Here is a 21,150-nt window from a genome sequence, read left to right as displayed (position 1 = left end):
CCGGGCGTAATACCCCCAAGGGGAGGAAATCCTCACGGATGTCTGGCGTGGCCCCGCCGCCGAGGGCCACGCTGGACCGGGGCGTCCGGGGGGAATGACGATGCGCGGGAAAGGTGCCGTGGGGGTGGCGGTCCGGCTGCTGCCGGCCGCCCCCGCCCTCACCCTGACCACGCTGGCCGCCCTGCTCACCGGCTGCCACGGCCCGGCGGACGCCCCGGTGGGCAACGCCCGGCCCACCTCCGTCCGCCCGTCCGGCTACGGCGCCCAGTTCCTCGCGGTCGGAGAGTGCAGCTCCTTCGGCACCACCAGCTTCACCGAGGTGCCCTGCGCGAGCGAGCGGGCCGCGGCCCGGGTCGTCGCCCGCTACGACGGCGCGGGCACCGACGGCCCCCGGTGCCCGCCGGCCACCGACTTCGTCCTGCACATCAGCCAACAGCGGTCGCAGGGCGACGAGGACGGCGACGGCGCCATTCCCCAGGGCTACGCCTGCATGCGCAACCTGGAACCCCCGCACCCCGGCGACCCCGGCGGCGGAGGCGGCCCGCGCACGATCCCCGGTGACTGCGTGTACGACTCGGGCGACGGGCAGGTGCGGGAGACGGCGTGCGACGGGTCGGGGCAGCGAAAACCGCAGTACAAGGTGACGACGGCGGTCACCGACCGGGCCCTGTGCCCGGGGCCGACGGTCCTCTACGTCCAGCTGGGCGGGAAGCGGCCGGTGGGCTGCGCCCGGCCCGTCTGACGTCTCCTCCGTACGGCCCACTCCGAGCTGCGGCATATGCCAGAAGTGCCGGATGCTGGCGGGGATCCCTGGTGAACGCCCGCGAGCGACGGAGGAGGCGCCTTGACATCCCTGACCCGGATTCCACTGGAGGGCGGGGGCTCCGTGCTGGTCGAGGCGCCGGCCGGGGTGGCGGGGCCGGTGAAGGCCGGGCGCCTCGAGGACGTCGTCCGGGAGGTGCCCGGCACCCTGCAGGACGCTCTGGCGCCGATCACGGAGGCAGCGCAAGCGGCTCTCGATCAGCTGCGCATGGCCCGGCCCGACGAGATCACGGTCGAGTTCGGCGTGGACCTCGCGGTCGAGGCCGGCGCCGTGATCACCAAGGGCAGGGCCGCCGGCCATCTGCAGGTGACAGTGTCATGGAAGGGCGACGGTGGCTAGCGCCGGGGAATGGGCGGACGGCGGCATGCCGTCGGACCTGCCCACCGCGGTGGCACAGATCCTCGGGCCGGACGGGAACGTGGCGGGGGCGGGTTTCCTGGTGACCGAGGACGTCCTGGTCACCTGCGCGCACGTGGTCCGGGCGGCCGGGTCCGGGCCTGGGGAGCGGGTGCTGCTGGCATTCCCTCATGTGGCGGGCGCGGACGGCCTGGAGGGGTCCGTCGAAGGATGGCGTGCGCCCGAGGACGAGGACGTAGCCTTCGTCCGGCTTGGTGGTACGCCGCCCGGCACGAGGGTGCTGCCGCTGGGCTCCGCCGAGGGGTGCCGAGGGCATCGGGTGCGCTCGTTCGGGTTCCCCGCGCAAGCCCCGCAGGGCGGCCACTCCGGCTACGGGGAGGCCGGCGATCTACTGCCGGCCTCGACGGGCAGGGGCTCAATTCTTCAACTGACCGACGCCAATGACCTCACCACCGGGTTCAGCGGCGGACCCGTCCTCGACGAGATGACCGGCCTGGTCATCGGCATGCTCACGGAGATCACGGCACCCGACGGGTTCGCGCGGGGGCAGGGCATCGCTTACGTCACCCCCACCGAGGTCCTGCGGGAGATCCGGCCGGAGCTGGCGGCGCAGGAGGTGTGTCCGTACCGGGGGCTGGAGCCGTTCACCGCGGAGCATGCGCGATGGTTCCAGGGCCGGGCGGACGCGGTACGGCAGGTCGTGGCGAACCTGGCCCTGCAGCGACGGCTGACGCTGCTGCTCGGGCCGTCGGGATCGGGCAAGTCGTCATTGATCCAGGCTGGGGTGTTGCGGGCGCTGGCGGAGGGGGAGGTGCCGGGGAGCGACCGGTGGCTGCCGGTGCTGGCCCGGCCGAGGCAGAACCTGCTGGCGGAGATCGAGCGGGCCGGGCTCCCCGGGGCCACCCGGGACGGGATCATGGCGGCGGTCAACCACAGGCTGGGGGACGAGCCCGATCACCATCGCGTGCTGCTGGTCATCGACCAGTTCGAAGAGCTGCTGGTACAGAGCACCGACGGCAGGATGCAGGACTTCCTGAGCGTGGTCGACGACATCACCACGGTGGCCGACGCCTACACCAAGCTCAGCGTGATTCTGGTCATGCGCGACGACTTCTATCCTCAACTCGCCGCACTGGCACCCCGGTTGCTGGAGGCCGCCACCCCCGGGCTCCTCAATGTGCCGGGCACGCTGAGCCAGGAGGACCTGCACGACATCATCGTGCTGCCCGCCCGGGACGTGGGACTCCGCTTCCAGCCGGGACTGCCCGAGCAGATCATCAGCGACGTCCTGGAGACCAGCCCCGAAGCAGCGGCGACCCGGCAGGCACCGGTCACCGTGCTGCCGCTGCTGGAGATGACGCTCAAGCAGTTGTGGCTCCGGCGGAAGGACGGGTTCCTCACCCATGAGGAATACCGGCGCATCGGAGCGGTCACCGGAAGCCTGACCACCTGGTGCGACAGCGCCCTGGAGGAACTGTCGCCCGATCAGCAGCACATCGCGAGGCGCATCCTCACCTCCCTGGTGCGCCCTGCGGACCTCAGTCGCCGTACCCCCGCCGTGCGCGCGCAGGTGCCCCTGGACGACCTGCGCGACCTGGCGGCCGGGCCGGACAGCACACCCGACGGCGACGTCGACGCCGTCATCGCCGCGCTCGCCCGCCATCGCATCATCACCACACAGACACTCCGCGATCCGCACCGCCCCGATGCGCCGCCGGGTGAACCGGTGGCGGAACTGATCCATGACGCGCTCATCCGTGACTGGGGCACACTGCGGGAGTGGGTACGCCAGGATCACCGGTTCCATGAGTGGCTGGACCGCACGCGTGAACGGCAGCTGCGGTGGGCCGAGAAGCGCGATCCGGGGGATCTGCTCGCGGGGACGGCGCTGGCGGAGGGTGTCGAGTGGTCGCGGCGTCGTGGTCTGCCGGATGACATCGCGGCCTTCCTCACCGCGAGCCGGCAACGCCAAGAGGCGATCGCTCAGCGGCGCAGACGCCTCATCACCGTGCTGGCGACGTTGCTGGTGCTGGCGCTCCTGGGCGGTGCGGGGGCGATCTGGCAGCGGCGGACGGCGCTCGGTGAACGGCAGGCCGCCCTTTCCCGGCTCCTCGCCACCCAGTCCGGCACACTCATCGACGTAAACCCCGAACTCTCCTCACTGCTGGCCGTCCAGGCATACCGCACCAGCCACACGGCCGAGTCTCTCGCAAGGCTGCGGACCGACGCGTACCTCCCACTGGGCCGGCGCCTGCTCGGGCACGCCGATGCGGTGAACTCGGTGGCGTTCAGCTCCGACAGCCACACCCTCGCCACCGGGAGTTCCGACGGCACCGTGCGCGTGTGGGATACCGCGACCGGCACAACCCGCACCAGGCTCACCGGTCTTTCTGGCGAGGTGAACTCGGTGGCGTTCAGCCCTGACGGCAACACCATCGCGACCGGGAGTTCCTACAGCGCGTGGCTGTGGGATGCCGCCACCGGCAAACCCCGCACCCCCCTGACCGGACACACCAACACTGTGTTCTCCGTCGCGTTCAGCCCCGACGGCCACACCGTCGCCACCGCCAGCGCAGACGGCACCGCACGGCTGTGGGACGCCAACACCGGCAAACCCCGCACCCAGCTCACCGGCCACACCGACACGGTGTTCTCCGTCGCGTTCAGCCCCGACGGCCACACCGTCGCCACCGCCAGCGCAGACGGCACCGCACGGCTGTGGGACGCCAACACCGGCAAACCCCGCATCCAGCTCACCGGCCACACCGCCCAGGTGGTCTCGGTCGCGTTCAGCCCCGACGGCCGCACCCTCGCCACCGGCGGTGGTGATGGCGCCATGCAGCTGTGGGACGCCACCACCGGCGAACCCCGCACCAAGGTGGACGTGCTCACCGGCACGGCGCTCTCCGTGGCGTTCAGCCCCGACGGCCGCACCCTCGCCATCGCCGGCACCAATCGCCTCACGCGGCTGTGGGATGTCACCACCGGTGCGATGAGCGGGTCGCTGATCGGTCATACCGACGCGGTGAATTCGGTGGCGTTCAGCCCCGACGGCCGCACCCTCGCCACCGGAAGTGACGACAAGACCGCACGCCTGTGGAACGTCACCACCGGCGGTGACACGTCCCTGGTCGGGCACACCGGCCTGGTCTACTCGGTGGCCTTCAGCCCTGACGGCAAGACTCTCGCCAGCTCCAGTGCTGACGAAACCGCACGCCTGTGGGACGTCACCACCGGAAAGCAACGCCTCATTCTTCGCGGGCACGATGACCTGGTACTCGGGGTCGCGTTCAGCCCCGACGGCCATACAGTCGCCACCGCCGGCGCAGACGGCACCGCGCGGCTGTGGGACGCCACTACCGGCAAACCCCGCACCAACCCCCTGAGCGACACCACGCCGCTGCACTCGGTGGCGTTCAGCCCCGACGGCCACACACTTGCCACCGGCGGCCGCGACGGCACGGTGCGGTTGTGGGATGCCGCCACCGGCAAACCACGCACCAAGCTCGCCGGGCACACCGACGCGGTGTTCTCCGTTGCGTTCAGCCCCGACGGCCACACCCTCGCCACCGGAAGCGTCGACAAGACTGCACGCCTGTGGGATGTCACCACCAGCAAGGCACGTACCATCGCCACCCCCGACCAGGTGGACGACGTGGCGTTCAGCCCCGACGGCCGCACCCTCGCCACCGCCATCGGTGACTACACCGTGCGGTTGTGGGACGCCTCCACCCGCAAGACCCGGACCACCCTGGCCGGGCGTACCGGCCGTGCGGAGTCGGTGGCATTCAGTCCCGACGGCCACACCCTCGCCACCGCTGACTTCGACTGGACCACGGGCCTGTGGGACGTCGCCACGGGCAAGAGCCGCATGACCCTGCTGGGGCAGCACACCGACGAGGTGACTTCAGTGGCGTTCAGTCCTGACGGCCGTATCCTCGCCTCGGGCAGCGGCGACAAGACAGTGCATCTGTGGCATGTCGCCCTTCCTGAACCCGCGGAAGCAATTCAGAAGATCTGCCGCGCCGTCAACCGGGACCTGACCTCGCAGGAACGGACCGCCTACCTCCCAGGCCAATCAGCAGGCCCCGTCTGCCCAACCCACCCATAACCAGGACGGCGGGGTCCGCCCAGGCGGCCCCCGCCGTCAGCTGGTGTCGGATCGGCGCTACGGCCGCAGCGCGGGCTCGCGCTCCACGTCCCGTACATCCAGCTTGGAGTCGTAGCGCGCGAGCGGCTTCGCCGCAGACGGGTTCTTCTCGACCGCGGACGACGCAACCCCCGCCCACTCCAGAATCCGCACCGTCGCCAGGGCCTTCTCCTCGGCCGCCAACCCCGCCACATTCGCCCCGTGATTCAACCCGGGCGCCGTGAAGACATACGAGTCACGCGCCCCCGCCCCCAACCGGAACCGCTCCGACCCCCACGGGTCGTTCTGGCCGTAGACGAACAGCATGTGCTGCGCGTGGTGGCGGACCCATGTGTCCACGTCCCGCATCACACCGGGCTGCCAGCGCATCGGGATGGAGCGGGGGACGTAGTTGCGCGGGGGCTGGTAGCCGTAGCGGATCAACTTCCGGTCGATGTACGGGAAGTGGATCGTCGGAGCGCCCAGCTGGGTGCCCGCCTGGTAGTAGTACGGCGTGTACTGCTCCAGGCCCTGGTCGGTGTAGGCCGAGAAGCCGGAGATGGTGTCGACCGAGTTCCAGATCGCCTCGTCCGTCGCGGTTGCCGCGTCCGCCGGGACGGAGTCGCAGTCCTTCAGCAGGCTGTACTGCCAAAAGCTCCAGACGTAGTCGAGGACGACCGCCTCGTAGGCCTTGTCCAGGCTGCCGACGGTGTCGAAGGTGTAGCCCCCCTCAGCGGCGAACTTCGCGTACTTCGCCTCCAGTGGCTCGCGGCGCACCAGGGCCTCGCGCTGGACGGCGTTCAGCCGGTCCCGGCACTGCTGGGTGCCGACGGTGGTGAAGAAGCGGTCGTAGGCCGAGTCCTCGTTGTTGACGACGTCGTTGGGGGCGACGTAGGCGACGACGCCGTCCATGTCGTGCGGGTAGAAGCGCTCGTAGTAGGTGGCGGTCATGCCGCCCTTGGAGCCGCCGGTGGCCAGCCAGTTGGCGGAGTAGACCGGCTTGAGGGCCTCGTAGACGCGGTGCTGGTCGCTCGCCGCCTGCCAGATGTCCAGCTTGGACCAGTCGGCCGGGTCGGGGCGGGACGGCGTGAAGAAGCGGTACTCCAGGGAGACCTGGTTGCCGTCCACGATCTGGGTGGGCTCGCGGCGGGACGGGGTCGTGGAGACGTTGTAGCCGCTGGTGTAGAAGACCGTGGGGCGCGAGACGTCCTTGTGCAGCACGGTGATGCGCTGCTGGAACGTGCCGCGGTCCGGGTGGCGGTGGTCGATCGGCTGGGTGTAGTTCAGGACGAAGTAGCGGTAGCCGGGGTACGGCTTCTCCTGGACCAGGCTCATGCCGGGTATGGAAAGGAGCCGGTCCTTGATGTCGGTGGGCCCTGACTGTGCGGACTGTGCGGCGGTGGCCGCGCCCGCCGTGCTCAGCGTGCCTATGAACACCGTGAGCGCCAGCAGCCATCTGAGCGCCTTGCGCATGCGCACTCTCCCCTGTGTGACAGATGTGCGCCGGAAGCTATCCGAGCAACAGCCGTCACACCAGGGGAGGTTGGAAGGTTAACGCGATCAGCACAGGATCCAGCCGGAACTGACCGAATCGCGGCCCACCGAACCCTTCACCCACACGCAGCGGTTCCCGGCGTGGACCGTCACCGGGCCCGCCAGCTGCCTGAACGTGCCCTTGTCCACGACCGGCCGGTTCCCGCGCGCCTGCACACTGAGCGACATCACGCGCTTGGCCCCGGGATTGCGGGCGACGGTGACGGCGCAGACGTAGCCGTCGCGCTTGTAGACGTGCACGATGCCCGTGCTGAAGGGCAGGGTCCGCACCTGGCGCCCGGCGCAGGAGCCGGCGGTCGCCGCCTGGGCGCTGCCGGGTACCGCGAGGGCGAGCCCGGCGGACGCGGCCAGCACCGCCGCTCCGAGCGCCAGGCGCCGACGTATCGCACCACTGTCCACTGTTGTCCTCCCCGCACCGCCGCCATACCTGATCGATGACCGTACTGATGTACGGACGCACGACATGTGCCGGATGGTTGCACGACCGTCAGCAGAACGTGCCGCCGGGCCGGGACGCCGTCAGTGGGACACGCCGACCGGTTCCTCCGGTTCGGCCTGGCCGACGAAGGCCCGCCACAGCTCGGCGTAGCGGCCGCCGCGGGCCAGGAGCTGCTCGTGGGTGCCGTCCTCCGCCACCCGGCCGTGGTCCATCACCACCACCCGGTCCGCGCGGGCGGCCGTGGTCAGCCGGTGGGCGACCACCAGCGTCGTACGGCGGCCCGCCAGGCGGTCGGTGGCCTGGTTGACCTGGGCCTCCGTGGCCAGGTCGAGGGCGGCCGTGGCCTCGTCGAGGAGGAGGACGTCGGGGTCGACCAGTTCGGCGCGGGCGAGTGCGATCAGCTGGCGCTGGCCGGCCGAGAGGTTGCGGCCGCGCTCGGCGACCTCGTGCAGGTAGCCGCCGTCGAGGGTGGCGATCATCTCGTGCGCGCCGACCGCCCGCGCGGCCGCCTCGACCTCGGCGTCGGTGGCGTCCGGGCGGCCGTAGGCGATGGCGTCGCGGATGGTGCCCTGGAAGAGGTACGCCTCCTGCGGGACGACTCCGAGGCGGTGGCGGTACGAGGTCAGGTCCAGGGTGCGCAGGTCCGTGCCGTCGACGGTGACCCGGCCGGCGGTGGGGTCGTAGAAGCGGGCCACCAGCTTGACGAGGGTCGACTTGCCGGCGCCCGTCTCGCCGACGAAGGCCACCGTCTGCCCGGCGGGGACCGTCAGGTCGATGCCCGTCAGCGCCTCCTCCTCGTCGCCGTACGCGAAGTGCACGTCCTCGAAGGCGATGTCGCCGCGCAGGGAGAGAACGTCGAGGGGTTCGTCGGCGGACTTGGTGGAGGTGGGCTCGCGCAGCAGTTCCTGGATGCGGCCCAGCGAGACCGTGGCCTGCTGGTAGCCGTCGAAGACCTGGGAGAGCTGCTGGACCGGGGCGAAGAACAGGTCGATGTAGAGGAGGTAGGCGACCAGGGCGCCGGTGGTCAGGGTGGCGGCCTCCACCCGGCTCGCGCCCGCTGTCAGCACGGCCGCCGACGCGACCGAGGACAGCAGCTGGACGAACGGGAAGTAGATGGATATCAGCCACTGGCCCCGGATGCGGGCACGCCGGTAGCTGTCACTGCGCTCGGCAAAGCGGCGGCCGCCGTCCTGCTCGCGCCGGAAGGCCTGGACGATCCGCAGGCCCGCAACCGACTCCTGCAGGTCCGCGTTCACCAACGACACGCGCTCGCGGGCGAGTTCGTACGCCTTCACGCTCGCCCGGCGGAAGAAGAAGGTGGCGATGATCAGCGGGGGCAGGGTGGCGAAGACGACGAGGGCGAGCTGGACGTCGATCACCAGCAGGACGACCATGATGCCGAAGAAGGTGACGACCGAGACGAACGCCGTGACCAGGCCGGTCTGCAGGAAGGTGGACAGGGCGTCGACGTCCGTCGTCATCCGCGTCATGATCCGGCCGGTCAGCTCGCGCTCGTAGTAGTCGAGGCCGAGCCGCTGGAGCTGGGCGAAGATCTTCAGGCGCAGGGAGTAGAGGACGCGTTCGCCGGTGCGGCCGGTCATCCGGGTCTCGCCGGTCTGCGCCGTCCACTGGACGAGGACCGTGAGCAGGCCCAGCAGCGAGGCCGCCCATACGGCGCCGAGGGCCATCTTCGTGACGCCCTGGTCGATGCCGTGCCGGATCAGCACCGGCAGCAGCAGGCCCGCGCCCGCGTCCACGGCGACCAGCAGCAGGCTGACGAGCAGGGGCGGGCCGAAGCCGCGCAGGAGGCGGCGCAGGCCGTACGAGTCCTCGGGGCGGACCGCGCGGGCCTCGTCGATGTCGGGGGTGTCGGTGGCCGCGGGCAGCGCCTCGACCTGGGCGAGGAGTTCGGGGGTGGCCGGGGTGCCCGACAGAGCCTGGTCCTTGGGCTCGCGGTCGCCGGTCCACAGCCGCGGGGTGACCCCGCGCTCGGCGTCGAACTCGGCGTCCAGCTCCTCGCGGACGGAGGTGTCCTCCTGCGGCGGGGCCGGGCGGGCATGGCCCGGGGAGACTCCGCCCAGCTCGTCCGGGTCGGTGAGCAGGCGGCGGTAGAGGGCGGAGCGCTCCTGGAGCTCCTCGTGGGTGCCGAGGTCGGCGAGCCGGCCGCCGTCGAGGACGGCGATGCGGTCGGCGAGGTTGAGGGTGGAGCGGCGGTGCGCGATGAGGAGGGTGGTGCGGCCCTCCATGACGTGCTTCAGGGCCTCGTGGATCTCGTGTTCCACGCGGGCGTCCACGGCCGAGGTCGCGTCGTCCAGGACCAGCAGGCGCGGGTCGGTGAGCAGGGCGCGGGCGAGCGCGATGCGCTGACGCTGGCCGCCGGAGAGGGTCAGGCCGTGCTCACCGACCTTGGTGTCGTAGCCCCCGGGCAGCTCGGCGATGAAACGATCCGCCTGGGCGGCGCGGGCGGCCGCCTCGATCTCCTCCTGGGTGGCGTCGGGGCGGCCGTAGGCGATGTTGCTGCGGACGGTGTCCGAGAAGAGGAACGAATCTTCAGGCACCAGTCCGATCGCGGCCCGCAGCGAGTCCAGGGTCAGCTCGCGTACATCGTGGCCGCCGATGAGGACGGCGCCGCGGGTGACGTCGTAGAAGCGCGGCAGGAGGAGGGAGACGGTCGACTTGCCGGAGCCGGAGGAGCCGACGACGGCGAGGGTCTCGCCCGGCCGGATCTCGAAGCTGAGCCCCTCCAGAACCGGGCGCTCGTGTGCGTATCCGAACGACACGTCGTCGAACTCGACGCTCGCGGGCGCGTCGGCGGGGAGTTCCTTGGTGCCGTCGGTGAGCGACGGCTCGGTGTCGATCAGTTCCAGCACGCGCTCGGTGCCCGCGCGGGCCTGCTGGCCGACCGTGAGGACCATGGCGAGCATGCGGACCGGGCCGACCAGCTGGGCGAGGTAGGTGGAGAAGGCGACGAAGGTGCCGAGGGTGATGTGCCCGCGCACGGCCAGCCAGCCGCCGAGCGCCAGCATGGCGACCTGACCGAGGGCGGGGACGGCCTGGAGGGCCGGGGTGAACCTGCTGTTCAGGCGTATGGTGCGCAGCCGCCCCGCGAAGAGGCGGCGGCCGACCTCCCTGAGCTTCCCGGTCTCCTGCTCCTCCTGCCCGAAGCCCTTCACCACGCGTACGCCGCTCACCGCGCCGTCGACCACGCCCGCGACGGCGGCGGCCTGGGCCTGCGCGTACCAGGTGGCGGGGTGCAGCTTGCTGCGGCTGCGCTTGGCGATCCAGCCGAGGGCCGGGGCGACGGCCAGGGCGACCAGGGTCAGCGGCAGCGACAGCCACGCCATGATCATCAGGGAGATCAGGAAGAGCAGGACGTTCCCGATGGTCATCGGGAGCATGAAGAGCAGGCCCTGGATCAGCTGGAGGTCGCTGGTGGCACGGCCGACCACCTGGCCGGTGGACAGCTCGTCCTGGCGGCGGCCGTCGAGGCGGGTGATCGTGGCGTACATCTCGGTCCGCAGGTCATGCTGGACGTCGAGGGCGAGACGGCCGCCGTAGTAGCGGCGGATGTAGGTGAGGCCGTAGACGAGGAGGGCCGCGCCGATCAGGGCGCCGGCCCAAGGGGTCATGGCGCGGCTGTGGTCGCCGATCACGTCGTCGATGATCACCTTGGTGATCAGCGGGACGACGGCCATGACCGCCATTCCGGCAAGGGAGGAGCCGAGCGCCAGGACGACGTCCTTCGGATACCGCCAGGCGTAGCCCGCCAGCCGTCGTGCCCATCCCCGTTGCGCTGCCACGCCGGTGCCTTCCGTCAGACCTGCTCTACCGGAAGGCACCAACGTCGAGGGGAGCGGATTTCATCCCTCTGCAACAAAACGAAGGCAGACGTCAGACACGTACCCGCAAGTAATAGAACCGGGTCGTCTGGGCCGGGTTCTGGTTGTCGTCGCTGACCAGCAGGACCTTCAGGCGGCCGGTGTGGTCGCGGCCCGTGATCGTCATGCCCTCGATGTTGTCGAGAAGGGGGTTCGGCTGGGGCTGCTTGGCCGTGGCGCCGAGGGACGGGCAGGTGGCGATGTCGGTGAGGAGGGTCTTCCTGATCAGGTGGACGTCCGCCTGGCCGGTCAGGTTCTCGATGCCGCTGGTGTCCGTGGCGTGGCGGAGGTCGGCCTGGTAGAGGCGGACGGTGTTGCCGACGCCCGCGGTGAAGCCGCGTTCCAGGACGAGGAGACGGCCGTCGGGGGTGGCCTGCACCTCGGGGACGCCGAGGCCGGGGTCGGTGCGGTAGGCGTACTGGGCGGCGAGCTCGAAGCGGCCGTGGTGGCGGGTCCACGTCTGGAAGCGGACGATGCCGGCGGAGTCCCCGGAGATCGCGTCCTCCATGGAGGCGAGCAGGGTGCGGCCGCCGGGCAGCAGGGTCAGGCCCTCGAAGGTCTGGTTGGCGGTGGCGCGGCCGGCCGGGGCGACCAGGAGGGAGGGCGGGACCGGGAGGCGGTCGAGGATCTTCCCGTCGCGGGAGTAGCGGCGGACGGACGGCTCGGTCTCGGAGGTGATCAGCAGGGTGCCGATGGGGGTCCCCCCGCTCGAGCGAGGCCGAGAGTGGGGGAGGTCGATGACGAGCCCCTCGGAGTCGAGGTCGGCACCCTTCTCGTCGGCGAGGTGGACGGACGAGACCGGCTGGAGGGTCCGCGGGTCCAGGCCGAAGAGGGAGGAGCGGTCCTCCAAGGCGGCGATCGAGCCGTCCCGGTCCACCGCGAGGGCGGAGAAGTTGCCCACGAAGGTGCCGTCGTACGTCGTCTTGTCGAGCGCGTCGGAGAAGCGGTCGATGGCGACGGTGGGCGAACAGGCGTTGTTACCGGCCGAGTTGGCGCCGACGGGCCCGGCGGCGGTCAGACAGGTGGCCGCCGCCAGGCCGGCGGTGAGGGTGGCGAGTACGGTTCTCAGGCGCATGGGCGTCACCGTAGGACCGAAGGGTGACGCCGGGGAGACCGCCTCGTGAAGCGTCAGCCGCTCGACGGCACCGCGGGGAACGCCTCGCTCGGCGTGGACGTCGGCGTGTAGCGCAGCGCGGTGGCGGAGGACGTCGTCGGAACGAGGTCCTTGTGAACGGCCTTCGCCACGTTCTGGATGGTGGTGACGCCGTAGTCCATGGTGCTGTCGTCCCAGGTCAGCACCGACATCATGTAGTCGTGGCCGCCACCGTTGAAGGTGCCCAGGCTGTGCACCCGCCAGCCGTGCGTGGAGCGCTGCAGCCAGCCGTTCTTGACGTGCACGGTCACCGTGGACGGCGCACCGGCCGGCGTGCCCCAGCGCTGCTCGGAGATGACCTGGCTCATCAGCTTCAGGATGTACGCGCGGGAGTTGTCGGTCAGGACCGTGTTCTTGGCGGTGATGAGCTTGAGCAGCTTCTGCTCGTCGGTGACGTTGATCTGGGTCAGGCCCCAGTAGCCGTCCGCGCCGGGAACGGTCTTCGTCATGCCCGCGGCGCTCAGGAAACCCTTGATCTTCGTCAGGCCCAGCTGCTTCCAGAGCTTGCTGGTCGCGGTGTTGTCCGACTCGGTGATCATGGCCTTGGCGAGCGACTGCTCCGTGCTCGTCAGGTACCGGTTGTGCTTCTTGGCGTCCCACAGCAGCGTGGCGAGGACGGTGACCTTGACCGTGCTGGCCGAGTCGTAGGAGTTGGTGGCCCGCAGACTGCACGTGGTGTGGGTGGTGCGGTCGTAGACCCCGACCGCGACGGTGCCCTTGCGGTTCGCGAGCGCGGCCGTGATGTCCTTCTGCAGCTTGGCCGCAAGGCCCGCCTTGCCCGACGTGCAGCTGACGGTCGGCGTCGTCGCGACGGCCGGGGAGGCCGCGGCCACGGAGGGTATGAGCACCCCGGCGCCGAGAGCCGCCGCCAGCACTCTGGCACGCCGGGATATCCGGTGAGTCATGGAAGGTTCCCCTTGAAACGTCGTGTGGGCGCCGGTGGGACGCGCCATCGGGCGCACCCCTGCGCCTTCTGAACTGACTCGCCGGGATGGCCGAGAGTTGTACGCATGTTCCCAGGGCGGTAGTTCGAGTCAGAGGGTGGGGGGTGGTGTGGCGCGATCCGATGAACTGCCCGGCGGACGTCCTGACGAACTGCCTGATGAACCGTCCGATGAACTGACAGCCTCTTCCCAGGTGGGCCACAGTCGGCACCCATCGCCGCTCTGCAAGGTGCAGTGGTGACATCTGCCACCGATCCCCTCGCCCATCCGACGACCCTGACCGCCCCCGGCCCGCCGCCCACGGCCGGGCCCTCGGGCGCCGCACCGCGCTGGTCGCTCCCCGCCCTGCTCGCGATCATGATCCTGGCGGCGGCGCTCTACTCCTGGAACCTCTCCGGCTCCGGCCTCAACAGCTTCTACAGCGCGGCCGTGCTCAGCGGCACGCAGAGCTGGAAGGCGTGGTTCTTCGGCTCGCTGGACGCGGGCAACTTCCTCACCGTCGACAAACCGCCGCTCGCCCTCATGGTCATGGGCCTGTCCTGCCGCGTCTTCGGCTTCGGTACCTGGCAGATGATGGCGCCGATGATCGTGGCCGCGCTGGCGACGATCTGGATCCTGCACTCCTCGGTGAAGCGGGTGTGGGGCCACGGCGCGGCGGCCCTGGCGGCCCTCGTCCTGGCCCTGACCCCGATCACCGTGGCCATCAACCGGGACAACAACCCCGACACGCTGCTGGTCCTGCTGATGGCCGGCGGCGCGGCCCTGGCCCTGCGCGCGGTGACGGGAGGCCGTCTGCTGCCGCTGCTCGGCTCGGCGGTCTGTTTCGGCCTCGCCTTCAACACCAAGATGCTGCAGGGCTACATCGCGCTGCCCGCGGTTGTCGCGGTGTACCTGTACGCGGCCCGGCTGCCGTTGACGAAACGCATCGTCAACCTCCTGCTCGCAGGCCTGGCGTTGGCGGTGTCGAGCTTCTGGTGGGCGGCGGCGGTCTCCCTGGTCCCCGCCTCCGACCGCCCCTACATCGGCGGCTCCACGGACGGCACGGCCTGGAACCTGATCATGGGCTACAACGGCCTGGGCCGGGTCTTCGGCGGCGAGGGCAACGGCGCAGGCGGTGGCGGCGGAGGCGGCGGCTTCTCCGGTACGGCGGGCCCGGGCCGTCTCTTCAACGACATCCTCGGCGGCCAGATCTCCTGGCTGATCCCCTTCGCGGCCCTCGCCTGCATCGGCGGCCTGGTGCTGTGCGGCCGCGCCCCGCGCACGGACCTCACCCGAGCCGCACTCGTCCTGTGGGGCGGCTGGACGGCCCTGCACTACCTGACGTTCGCCATGGCCGAGGGCACCATGCACCCGTACTACACGACGGCTCTCGCGCCCGGCATCGCGGCGCTGTGCGGCGGCGGTGGCGTGATGCTGTGGCGTGCGTTCCGTACGGACCGGCGCTGGCTGTGGGTGCTGCCGGTGGCGCTCGCGGTGACGGCGGTGTGGGCGATCGTCCTGCTCCGCCGGGCCTCCGGCTGGCAGACCTGGCTGTGGCCGACGATCGGCGTGGTCATGGCGGCGGCGATCGTGGGCCTGTTCCTCTTCCGGAACGGCGACCGGGTACGCCTGCTCGCCGCGTCCCTGGCCGCGGCGGTGGTCGCGGCGGTGGCGGGCCCGGCGGCGTACGCCTGGTCGGTGCCGTCGGGTTCCGGCGGCGGCATGGGCGGTACGAACCCCACGGCCGGCCCCTCCACCGGCAACGGCTTCGGCGGCGGCCGGGGTGGTTTCCCGGGCGGCGGTGAGATGCCAGGGGGACGACAGGGCGGCGGCACCACGGAGGCCGGCGGGATGCCCGGCGGCGGACAGGCCGAACTCCCCGGCGGCGGGAACGGCGAACTGCCGAGCGGCAGTACGGGCGGCATGCCCGGCGGCCCGCAGGGCAACGGTGAGCTCCCCGGCGGCCAGAACGGGCAGGCTCCCGGCGGAAACGCCGGCGCCGGCGAGACGGGCGGCACGCCCCCGAACGGCACCGGCGGGACCGGCGGACAGCGCGGCGGCCTGACCGGTGGCGGCGGGCCCGGCGGCATGGGCGGCGGCGCGAGCAGCGAGCTGATCGCGTACCTGAAGAAGCACCAGGACGGCGCCAAGTGGCTGCTGGCGGTGTCGAACTCACAGAACGCGGCCCAGATCGAGCTGAGCAGCAAGGTGCCGGTCATCTCCATGTGGGGCTTCACCGGCACCGACAACGCAATGACCCTGGCCAAGCTCAAGGAACTCGTGAAGAAGGGCGAGCTGCACTACGTCCAGGCCGGCGGCGATGGGGGTGCTCCCGCGCGAGCGAATTCGAGCGTGGGGGAGGGCGGCGGCCCCGGAGGCGGCAACAACAACGTCACCTCCGAAGTCACGTCCTGGGTGCAGAAGCACAGTACGGCTGTGAAGGAGAGCGCGTACAGCAAAAGCGCGAGCACTTCGGGCGCGAAGTCGCCCTCGTCCAAGTCGTCTTCGACGTCGAAGTCTTCGTCCGAGACGACGCCGCAGAGCAACGGGTCGACGATCTACCGCCTGGACCCGTCGGACGTGAACTGAGGCATTGCCAGCAACGCCCCTGACCACCACGGTCAGGGGCCGTTCGGCATCCCACGTCGTGTGCGGGGTTATTGCCGCTCGATCTCCCCCATCCACATACGACGCCCCAGCTCATCGAGTTCGGCGCGACGTTCCTCGTACTCCGGCAACGCGAGCCTCAGCAGCCGCCAGAAGCCCGCTCCGTGCCCCGACACCTTCACATGCGTCAATTCGTGCGCGATGACATAGTCAACCAGGTGCATAGGCAGTTGAAAGAGCGGCCACCCCAGGCTCATCCGACCGTGCCCATTCGCCCCGTCGCCCGGCTGGTACGCGCCCCACTTCTGCCCCAGGTCCCGCACGTCCAGCTGGGGCTCGCCCACCGCCATGCGGGCCGCCCAGGGCTGAAGCCGGTTGCCGACCCATGACCGTCCCACCCGGCAGTACCAGTCGACGAGTGCCGCACGCCCTTCCGCCGCGTCCTCGGTGTGCTTGCGGGCGATGACCAGCCGCCCTGCGACCAGCCGGACCCTGCCGTCTGCCGGTGTGCTGTCCGACACAGCCAGGCGGTACGTTCGCCCGAGGTAGCGGAAGACCTCACCCTCCGACAGCCGCTTGGCGGGATTAAGCGGGCGAGTCCGCTCCCGTTGACCGAGCTTCGCGACCACCCACTCCCGGTGCGCCCGTACGAAGCCTTCAGCCTCCGTCCTCGGGCGCCCTTCGGGAACGTGCAGCGTCAGGGTCGCGTCCGGCTCCACGGTGAGCGCGAACCGCTTCCTGCGGGCACTCGCGCGCACGCGCAGGGAGAGACCGTCGACGGAGACCCAGTCACCATCGGCGGGTGTCCGGTCCTGGTGTTTCTCGGCGAGCGCGGTCACGCGCCCTATTCTCCCCTGGCCCGAGCCAGGAACTGCTGCCGGTTGTTCTCCGCATACGCGGCGAGTCGTTCGGAGATGCTGGTGAGTGGCCCCCAGTCCGCGGTCGCAGGCCTGAGTCCACCACGGATCAGCTGTGTCTTGATCCCGTTCGCGAGCAGGGTGATGTCCTGGTGCTGCCCCTGGTAGGAGGCCTTGGACATCACACTCGCCGTGGTATCGCACACGGCGACGACCAGGGCTCGTGTGTCCTGCCCGCCTTCCTCGACACCCAGGTTGTCTTGCAGGAGCTGGTCCAGAAGCCGGTGGACGCGCTGTTCCAGCGGGCTGAGGCCGGCGAGCGCCGGGTCCTCCTCGTCCTCCTGCCGGGCCTGCTCGATGAGCGTTTCGAACTCTTCGACCTGATCCTCGAAGCGGCCGGGCATCTGCTTCAGAATCTCCTCCAGTCGCTTGGAGAGCCTGTCGTACTTCTCCGGGTCCTCCCTCCTGACCCGTTCTTCCAGATGGAACCGGAGGGCGTGCCCCATCTCGGCCGCGGCCTCACGCGGGGGCAACTCGCGCACCATGTCGTCGAAGGCGGGCGAGGTGAGTGACACAGGCGGAATGACCTGCTCGATCTTCGGCCCTTCCAGATGGTCGGCGATCATCGACCGCACCTTGCGGCCGTACCGGCGCAGGGTGAACATCCCGCCCGTGTCGTCCCGGTAGAGCCGCCGGATGCGCTTCTGCAGCATCCCCCAACGTCGGGCGTCGGCAAGGTAGTCCAGCGCTTCCTCGTGTGGCAGCACTCGCTCCAGGACGGCGAGGAACTCGTGGAGCACCTCGTCGAAACCGAGGCGCACCGTCTCGTCCTCGAAGGCGAGCACGGCGCCACGCAGCCGGGCGAGGTCGGTGAGGTCCGCGTCCGTGACACCGTGTCCGCTCAGGTAGGCGCGCACCTCTTCGGCGGCGGGCTCCAGGTCCCGGACCTCCTCGGAGAGACTGCGCATGGTGTCGTCGACGTCGGCCTGCCGGTAGTCGGCGAGGGCGCTGGAAAGGTGCTCGAAGACGCCGTAGTAGTCGACGACGTAGCCCACCTCCTTGCCCGGCGCGGGCCGGTTGACCCGGGCGACGGCCTGGAGCAGCTCCGCGTCTCGGATCGGGCGGTCGAGGTAGAGCACCTGCTCGCGCGGGGCGTCGAATCCCGTGAGCAGCATCGATTTCACGATCAGGAAGGCGACGGGGCTCTCCGGGTGCACGGGGTCGGGAACGGCGGCCTTCGAAGGTCCATGCCGCGGTTCCGGTTCCCCCGTGGGCATGTCGGACCAAGGGGTGTCGGCGCCGAGACCATCCTCGGGAATGTCCGGCTCCGGGACGTTGAAGGGAGCAGCGGCGACCCAGTCCGGCTCGGGCGGCAGATGCGGAAGCGCATCGTGGAAGCGTTCGATGTACGCCGTCTGCCGGTTCGGATCGGTCCAGTGAAGCCACTTTCGGCGCTTGCGCTCCGCGCCCGGGGAAATGACGGGTACGAAGTCGATGCGACGGAGCAGCGCCCGGTACTCGTAAGCCTGGTACAGGTAGCGAAGACGCTGGGGCAGCTCCTTGACCGGGATCCCTTGAACCGATTCCGGCCTAAACTCGAAGAGATCGGCGAGGAGTTGGTCACGTGCCCGACGCAGAGCATGGTGATACTCGACGGCGGCCTTCCGGCTGACGACCGCGACCTGAGCCTTGAACCCGCCACCGGGCAGCACCCAGCACACCCAGTGCTCCAGCATGTCCTCGGCCTTCTTGCAGATCATCGGCCAGGACTCGGCTACGTCACGCTCGGTGGGCCAGCGCCTGAGCAGCGCGGCGCGCTCGTCGTCGCTGCGGTCGCGGATCAGGTCCTCGAAGTCGCGGTCCAGGCCGTCCTTGTCCTGGACCTTACCCTCGCCGGTGCGCCCCTCGTAGCGGATGCGTACGACGACACCGTCGTGCTCCGCGTCCTCCATCCGGTACTCGTCCAGGAAGCCCCTGTCCGGACCGCCGCTGAAGATACGGCGGGTGTCGGATTCCTCGCCGGTGATGATGGGCGTACCGGTGAACCCGATCTTCGCGGCATTCGGGATGGCCTTGCGCAGAGCGGCGTGCAGGACACTGGTGTGCGAGCGGTGCGCCTCGTCCACGAGGACGAGGATGTCGGACGAGGTGTTGCACTCGGGGAACTTCGGGACCGGCGGCGGGCTCTTCTTGCGATGCTTGCCCTTCCTGGCCTGCTCAGCGGCTTTGTACTCGCCGGCGAGCTCCCGGTCGTCACCGTCGCCCTCTGCTTCGGCGGCGAAGGTGAACCCGCCGCCGTATTTCTGGATCATGGCGAAGACGACGCGCCGTCCGCCGTCCCTCAGCAGCCCTTCCATCTGGGTGCGGGTCTCGGCCGTCTCAACGTCCGACTCACTCAGTTTCAGGGTTTGGGAGAGCTGGTCCTGCAACTGCGTACGGTCGGTGACGATCACGACCGTGAATTCGCTGAGTTTCGGATGCAGATGGACCCGACGCACCAGGAAGGTCATCGTCAGGCTCTTGCCGGAGCCCTGCGTGTGCCAGATGACACCACCGCGCTCGTCTTCGAGGACCGGGCCGCCGCGCGGGCGGCCGGTGAGCAGCTTCCGTACCGCCTTCTCCGCGGCCCGGTACTGCTGGTGGCGGGCGACCACCTTGACGGTCCGCACAGCGCCGGAGTCGGTCTCGACGGGCAGCGGGATGACGTAGTGCCGCACGAAATTGAGGAGGGACGCGGGCCGTAGGACGACACCGACGAGCTTGTGCTGCTCGGTCAGCTTGCCCGCGTGACCGGGCAGCTCGGCCCGGAGAGTGCTCTCGCTCTCCGGAGCGATGCTGCGCCACGGATAGTAGTGGTCGGGCGTGGAAGTGACGGTTCCGAGGTGAGCGGTTTCGCCGGTCGCGGCGACCAGCAGCTGCACGGTACGGAACAGCTCCGGTACGCCGCCGGGGAGCGGGAGGTCGGTTCCGGCGCGTTCGTCGTCCTCGATCGGGTCGCCGGCGTAGTGCCGCAGATCGAGTACGGCGCTGCGTATGGGTTCGGCGAGATCGGGGCTCTTGCACTCGACGGCGACGAGGGGGATGCCATTCACGAAGAGGACGATGTCGAGTATCGAGACGTCACCGGAACGGTTCTTGACGCGGAGCTGGTCGACGACGGTGAAGTCGTTGAGCGCGACGTGGTCGGGGTGCCACTCGATGTACTGGACGGTGGCGGAGGCGCCGCCGTGAGCAGTGGAAGGCCCGGTGAGGACGTAACCACTGAGCAGCAGGTCGGTGGCATTGAAGTTGGCCTGGGCGATGCCCTGCCCGAGCGGGACGGACGTCAACTCCACGATGGAGCGGGCGATATCGGCGTCGTCCATCCAGGGCTCGTGGTCCGTCGCACGGACGTTAATACGGCGAAGGGCCGCACCCAGCTTGTCGACGAGGAGCGGCGTGCCTGCGTCGAGCGTGCCGACCTCCGTACCAGGGACGTGCGTCCAGCCCATCGCCGTCAGCTGCTCGACGAACGGCCACTCCGCCTCATCCCGCTCGGTGTGTACTGCCATGCGCCGCGCCTTCCCCCACCGTTGCCTGCCCGTTCAGGTGATCCATTCTGCGCCTTGGGCGGGACGGGTGGGAGGGATCCGGCCGGATGGGGTGGAGCGCAGGGCGGGGATGTATCGGACCTTTGGGGCTTTGAAGTGCGTGGAACGGCGTAGTGCTCTGCCGGGTCCTTTCGGTGGGTCGCCGTCCGTGAGGGTGCGACGTCCGCCGGGGGTGGGATCAGTCTTCTCGTACGGGGCTCTGGGCGGGATCGTCAGGAACGTCGATGCCATCAAGGCCGCCGTACACGGGTGCAGGAAGGCGGGCGCCCCGGCTCTCCGCGATGCGGTGGACGTCGCGCAGCGATTCAGCCATGCGGGACGCCAGGAAGTGGAGTTGCGCGCGAGTAGCCTTACGGTTGGCGAGCATGTCGGTGGCGTGATCAAGGAGGTCACCCGCCATGCCGAGCTGCACGCTCTCGATGCTGTCGGCGACGCGGGAGAGATACCCGGTGCCGTCACCGACGAGGTAGCAGGGCTTGCCCTCCGCGCCGGCCCAGGGCAGCAGGCGCGGGCCGATCATGCCATGCGCACCGGTGACGCCGCTCTTCACCTGGCTGTTCACCTGGCGCCCTCCGCGCCTACTGCGAGCATGCCGCAGGACCCGACGCCGATCCCGAAGATGGCGATCAGACTGGCCGCGGTCGGGGGCTGGTAGCCGGTGTGGTAGGCGGTCGGTCCGCTCACGTACAGGGTGTCGACGTAAGAGGAATCGAGGCACCGGCACGGCCGATCGGCGGCAGCGGGGACAACGCCTCGGTGCGGGCGGCGCAGGAGCCGAAGCATCGGCTTGAAGAGACAGGCGATACGGTGACTCATGTCGTCAACTTCCTTGGATTCATT

General features: G+C 70.1%; 13 protein-coding genes. 4 read left to right on the top strand and 9 right to left on the bottom strand.

Features of this window, described 5'->3' with window-relative positions; translation table 11 throughout:
* Window positions 1-100: 100 nt before the first annotated feature.
* The 3 genes from AQI88_RS24865 to AQI88_RS24855 all read left to right on the top strand — a co-directional run bounded on the left by AQI88_RS24865 (window position 101) and on the right by AQI88_RS24855 (window position 5,291).
* A complete protein-coding gene (locus AQI88_RS24865) occupies window positions 101-742 on the top strand; it encodes a hypothetical protein (RefSeq protein ID WP_167357473.1) in 642 nt (213 codons plus the stop codon).
* Between the two features lie 102 nt (window positions 743-844).
* Window positions 845-1,162, top strand: a complete 318-nt coding sequence (locus AQI88_RS24860; RefSeq protein ID WP_067003247.1) for a CU044_2847 family protein — start codon at window positions 845-847, stop codon at window positions 1,160-1,162.
* A complete protein-coding gene (locus tag AQI88_RS24855; RefSeq protein ID WP_279616568.1) occupies window positions 1,155-5,291 on the top strand; it encodes an nSTAND1 domain-containing NTPase in 4,137 nt (1,378 codons plus the stop codon). The genes AQI88_RS24860 and AQI88_RS24855 overlap by 8 nt, the downstream gene beginning before the upstream one ends.
* Window positions 5,292-5,348: 57 nt before the next feature.
* Here the strand turns inward: AQI88_RS24855 and AQI88_RS24850 are convergent, their stop codons facing one another.
* The 5 genes from AQI88_RS24850 to AQI88_RS24830 all read right to left on the bottom strand — a co-directional run bounded on the left by AQI88_RS24850 (window position 5,349) and on the right by AQI88_RS24830 (window position 13,238).
* A complete protein-coding gene (locus tag AQI88_RS24850) occupies window positions 5,349-6,782 on the bottom strand; it encodes a S28 family serine protease (protein ID WP_067003245.1) in 1,434 nt (477 codons plus the stop codon).
* A gap of 87 nt (window positions 6,783-6,869) precedes the next feature.
* A complete protein-coding gene (locus AQI88_RS24845; protein ID WP_067003243.1) occupies window positions 6,870-7,262 on the bottom strand; it encodes a hypothetical protein in 393 nt (130 codons plus the stop codon).
* A gap of 120 nt (window positions 7,263-7,382) precedes the next feature.
* Entirely contained in the window at window positions 7,383-11,102 is a 3,720-nt protein-coding gene (locus AQI88_RS24840) for an ABC transporter ATP-binding protein (protein ID WP_067003241.1), read from the bottom strand.
* A gap of 91 nt (window positions 11,103-11,193) precedes the next feature.
* Complete coding sequence (locus AQI88_RS24835) at window positions 11,194-12,255, bottom strand: esterase-like activity of phytase family protein (RefSeq protein WP_067003239.1); 1,062 nt, start codon at window positions 12,253-12,255, stop codon at window positions 11,194-11,196.
* A gap of 53 nt (window positions 12,256-12,308) precedes the next feature.
* The gene (locus AQI88_RS24830) at window positions 12,309-13,238 is read right to left on the bottom strand and encodes a serine hydrolase (RefSeq protein WP_067003236.1); all 930 of its coding nucleotides are present in this window, start codon (window positions 13,236-13,238) and stop codon (window positions 12,309-12,311) included.
* 276 nt (window positions 13,239-13,514) lie between these two features.
* Between AQI88_RS24830 and AQI88_RS24825 the strand changes: the two genes are divergently transcribed.
* Entirely contained in the window at window positions 13,515-15,845 is a 2,331-nt protein-coding gene (locus tag AQI88_RS24825; RefSeq protein WP_067003234.1) for a mannosyltransferase YkcB-related protein, read from the top strand.
* A 68-nt stretch (window positions 15,846-15,913) separates the two neighbouring features.
* On the opposite strand, the gene AQI88_RS24820 is transcribed toward AQI88_RS24825, so the two are convergent.
* The 4 genes from AQI88_RS24820 to AQI88_RS47095 all read right to left on the bottom strand — a co-directional run.
* Complete coding sequence (locus tag AQI88_RS24820) at window positions 15,914-16,702, bottom strand: M48 family metallopeptidase (protein WP_067003232.1); 789 nt, start codon at window positions 16,700-16,702, stop codon at window positions 15,914-15,916.
* A gap of 5 nt (window positions 16,703-16,707) precedes the next feature.
* Window positions 16,708-20,271, bottom strand: a complete 3,564-nt coding sequence (locus tag AQI88_RS24815) for a type I restriction endonuclease subunit R (protein ID WP_067003229.1) — start codon at window positions 20,269-20,271, stop codon at window positions 16,708-16,710.
* Between the two features lie 217 nt (window positions 20,272-20,488).
* On the bottom strand, window positions 20,489-20,830 hold the full coding sequence (locus AQI88_RS24810) for a hypothetical protein (protein WP_067003584.1): 342 nt from the start codon (window positions 20,828-20,830) through the stop codon (window positions 20,489-20,491).
* A gap of 38 nt (window positions 20,831-20,868) precedes the next feature.
* Window positions 20,869-21,150, bottom strand: a 282-nt coding sequence (locus AQI88_RS47095) for a hypothetical protein (RefSeq protein ID WP_208615894.1), incomplete at its 5' end; no start/stop codon positions are given.

The sequence above is a fragment of the Streptomyces cellostaticus genome (assembly GCF_001513965.1).
Classification (GTDB): Bacteria; Actinomycetota; Actinomycetes; order Streptomycetales; family Streptomycetaceae; genus Streptomyces; species Streptomyces cellostaticus.
This window is presented reverse-complemented; position numbering and strand designations above follow the sequence as displayed.

What these genes read in the sequence shown, in the direction of transcription:
- AQI88_RS24865 (WP_167357473.1), top strand. Translation starts at nt 101, where the DNA reads ATGCGCGGGAAAGGTGCCGTGGGGGTGGCGGTCCGGCTGCTGCCGGCC.
- AQI88_RS24850 (WP_067003245.1), bottom strand. Translation starts at nt 6,782, where the DNA reads ATGCGCAAGGCGCTCAGATGGCTGCTGGCGCTCACGGTGTTCATAGGC.
- AQI88_RS24835 (WP_067003239.1), bottom strand. Translation starts at nt 12,255, where the DNA reads ATGCGCCTGAGAACCGTACTCGCCACCCTCACCGCCGGCCTGGCGGCG.
- AQI88_RS24830 (WP_067003236.1), bottom strand. Translation starts at nt 13,238, where the DNA reads ATGACTCACCGGATATCCCGGCGTGCCAGAGTGCTGGCGGCGGCTCTC.
- AQI88_RS24815 (WP_067003229.1), bottom strand. Translation starts at nt 20,271, where the DNA reads ATGGCAGTACACACCGAGCGGGATGAGGCGGAGTGGCCGTTCGTCGAG.
- AQI88_RS24810 (WP_067003584.1), bottom strand. Translation starts at nt 20,830, where the DNA reads ATGATCGGCCCGCGCCTGCTGCCCTGGGCCGGCGCGGAGGGCAAGCCC.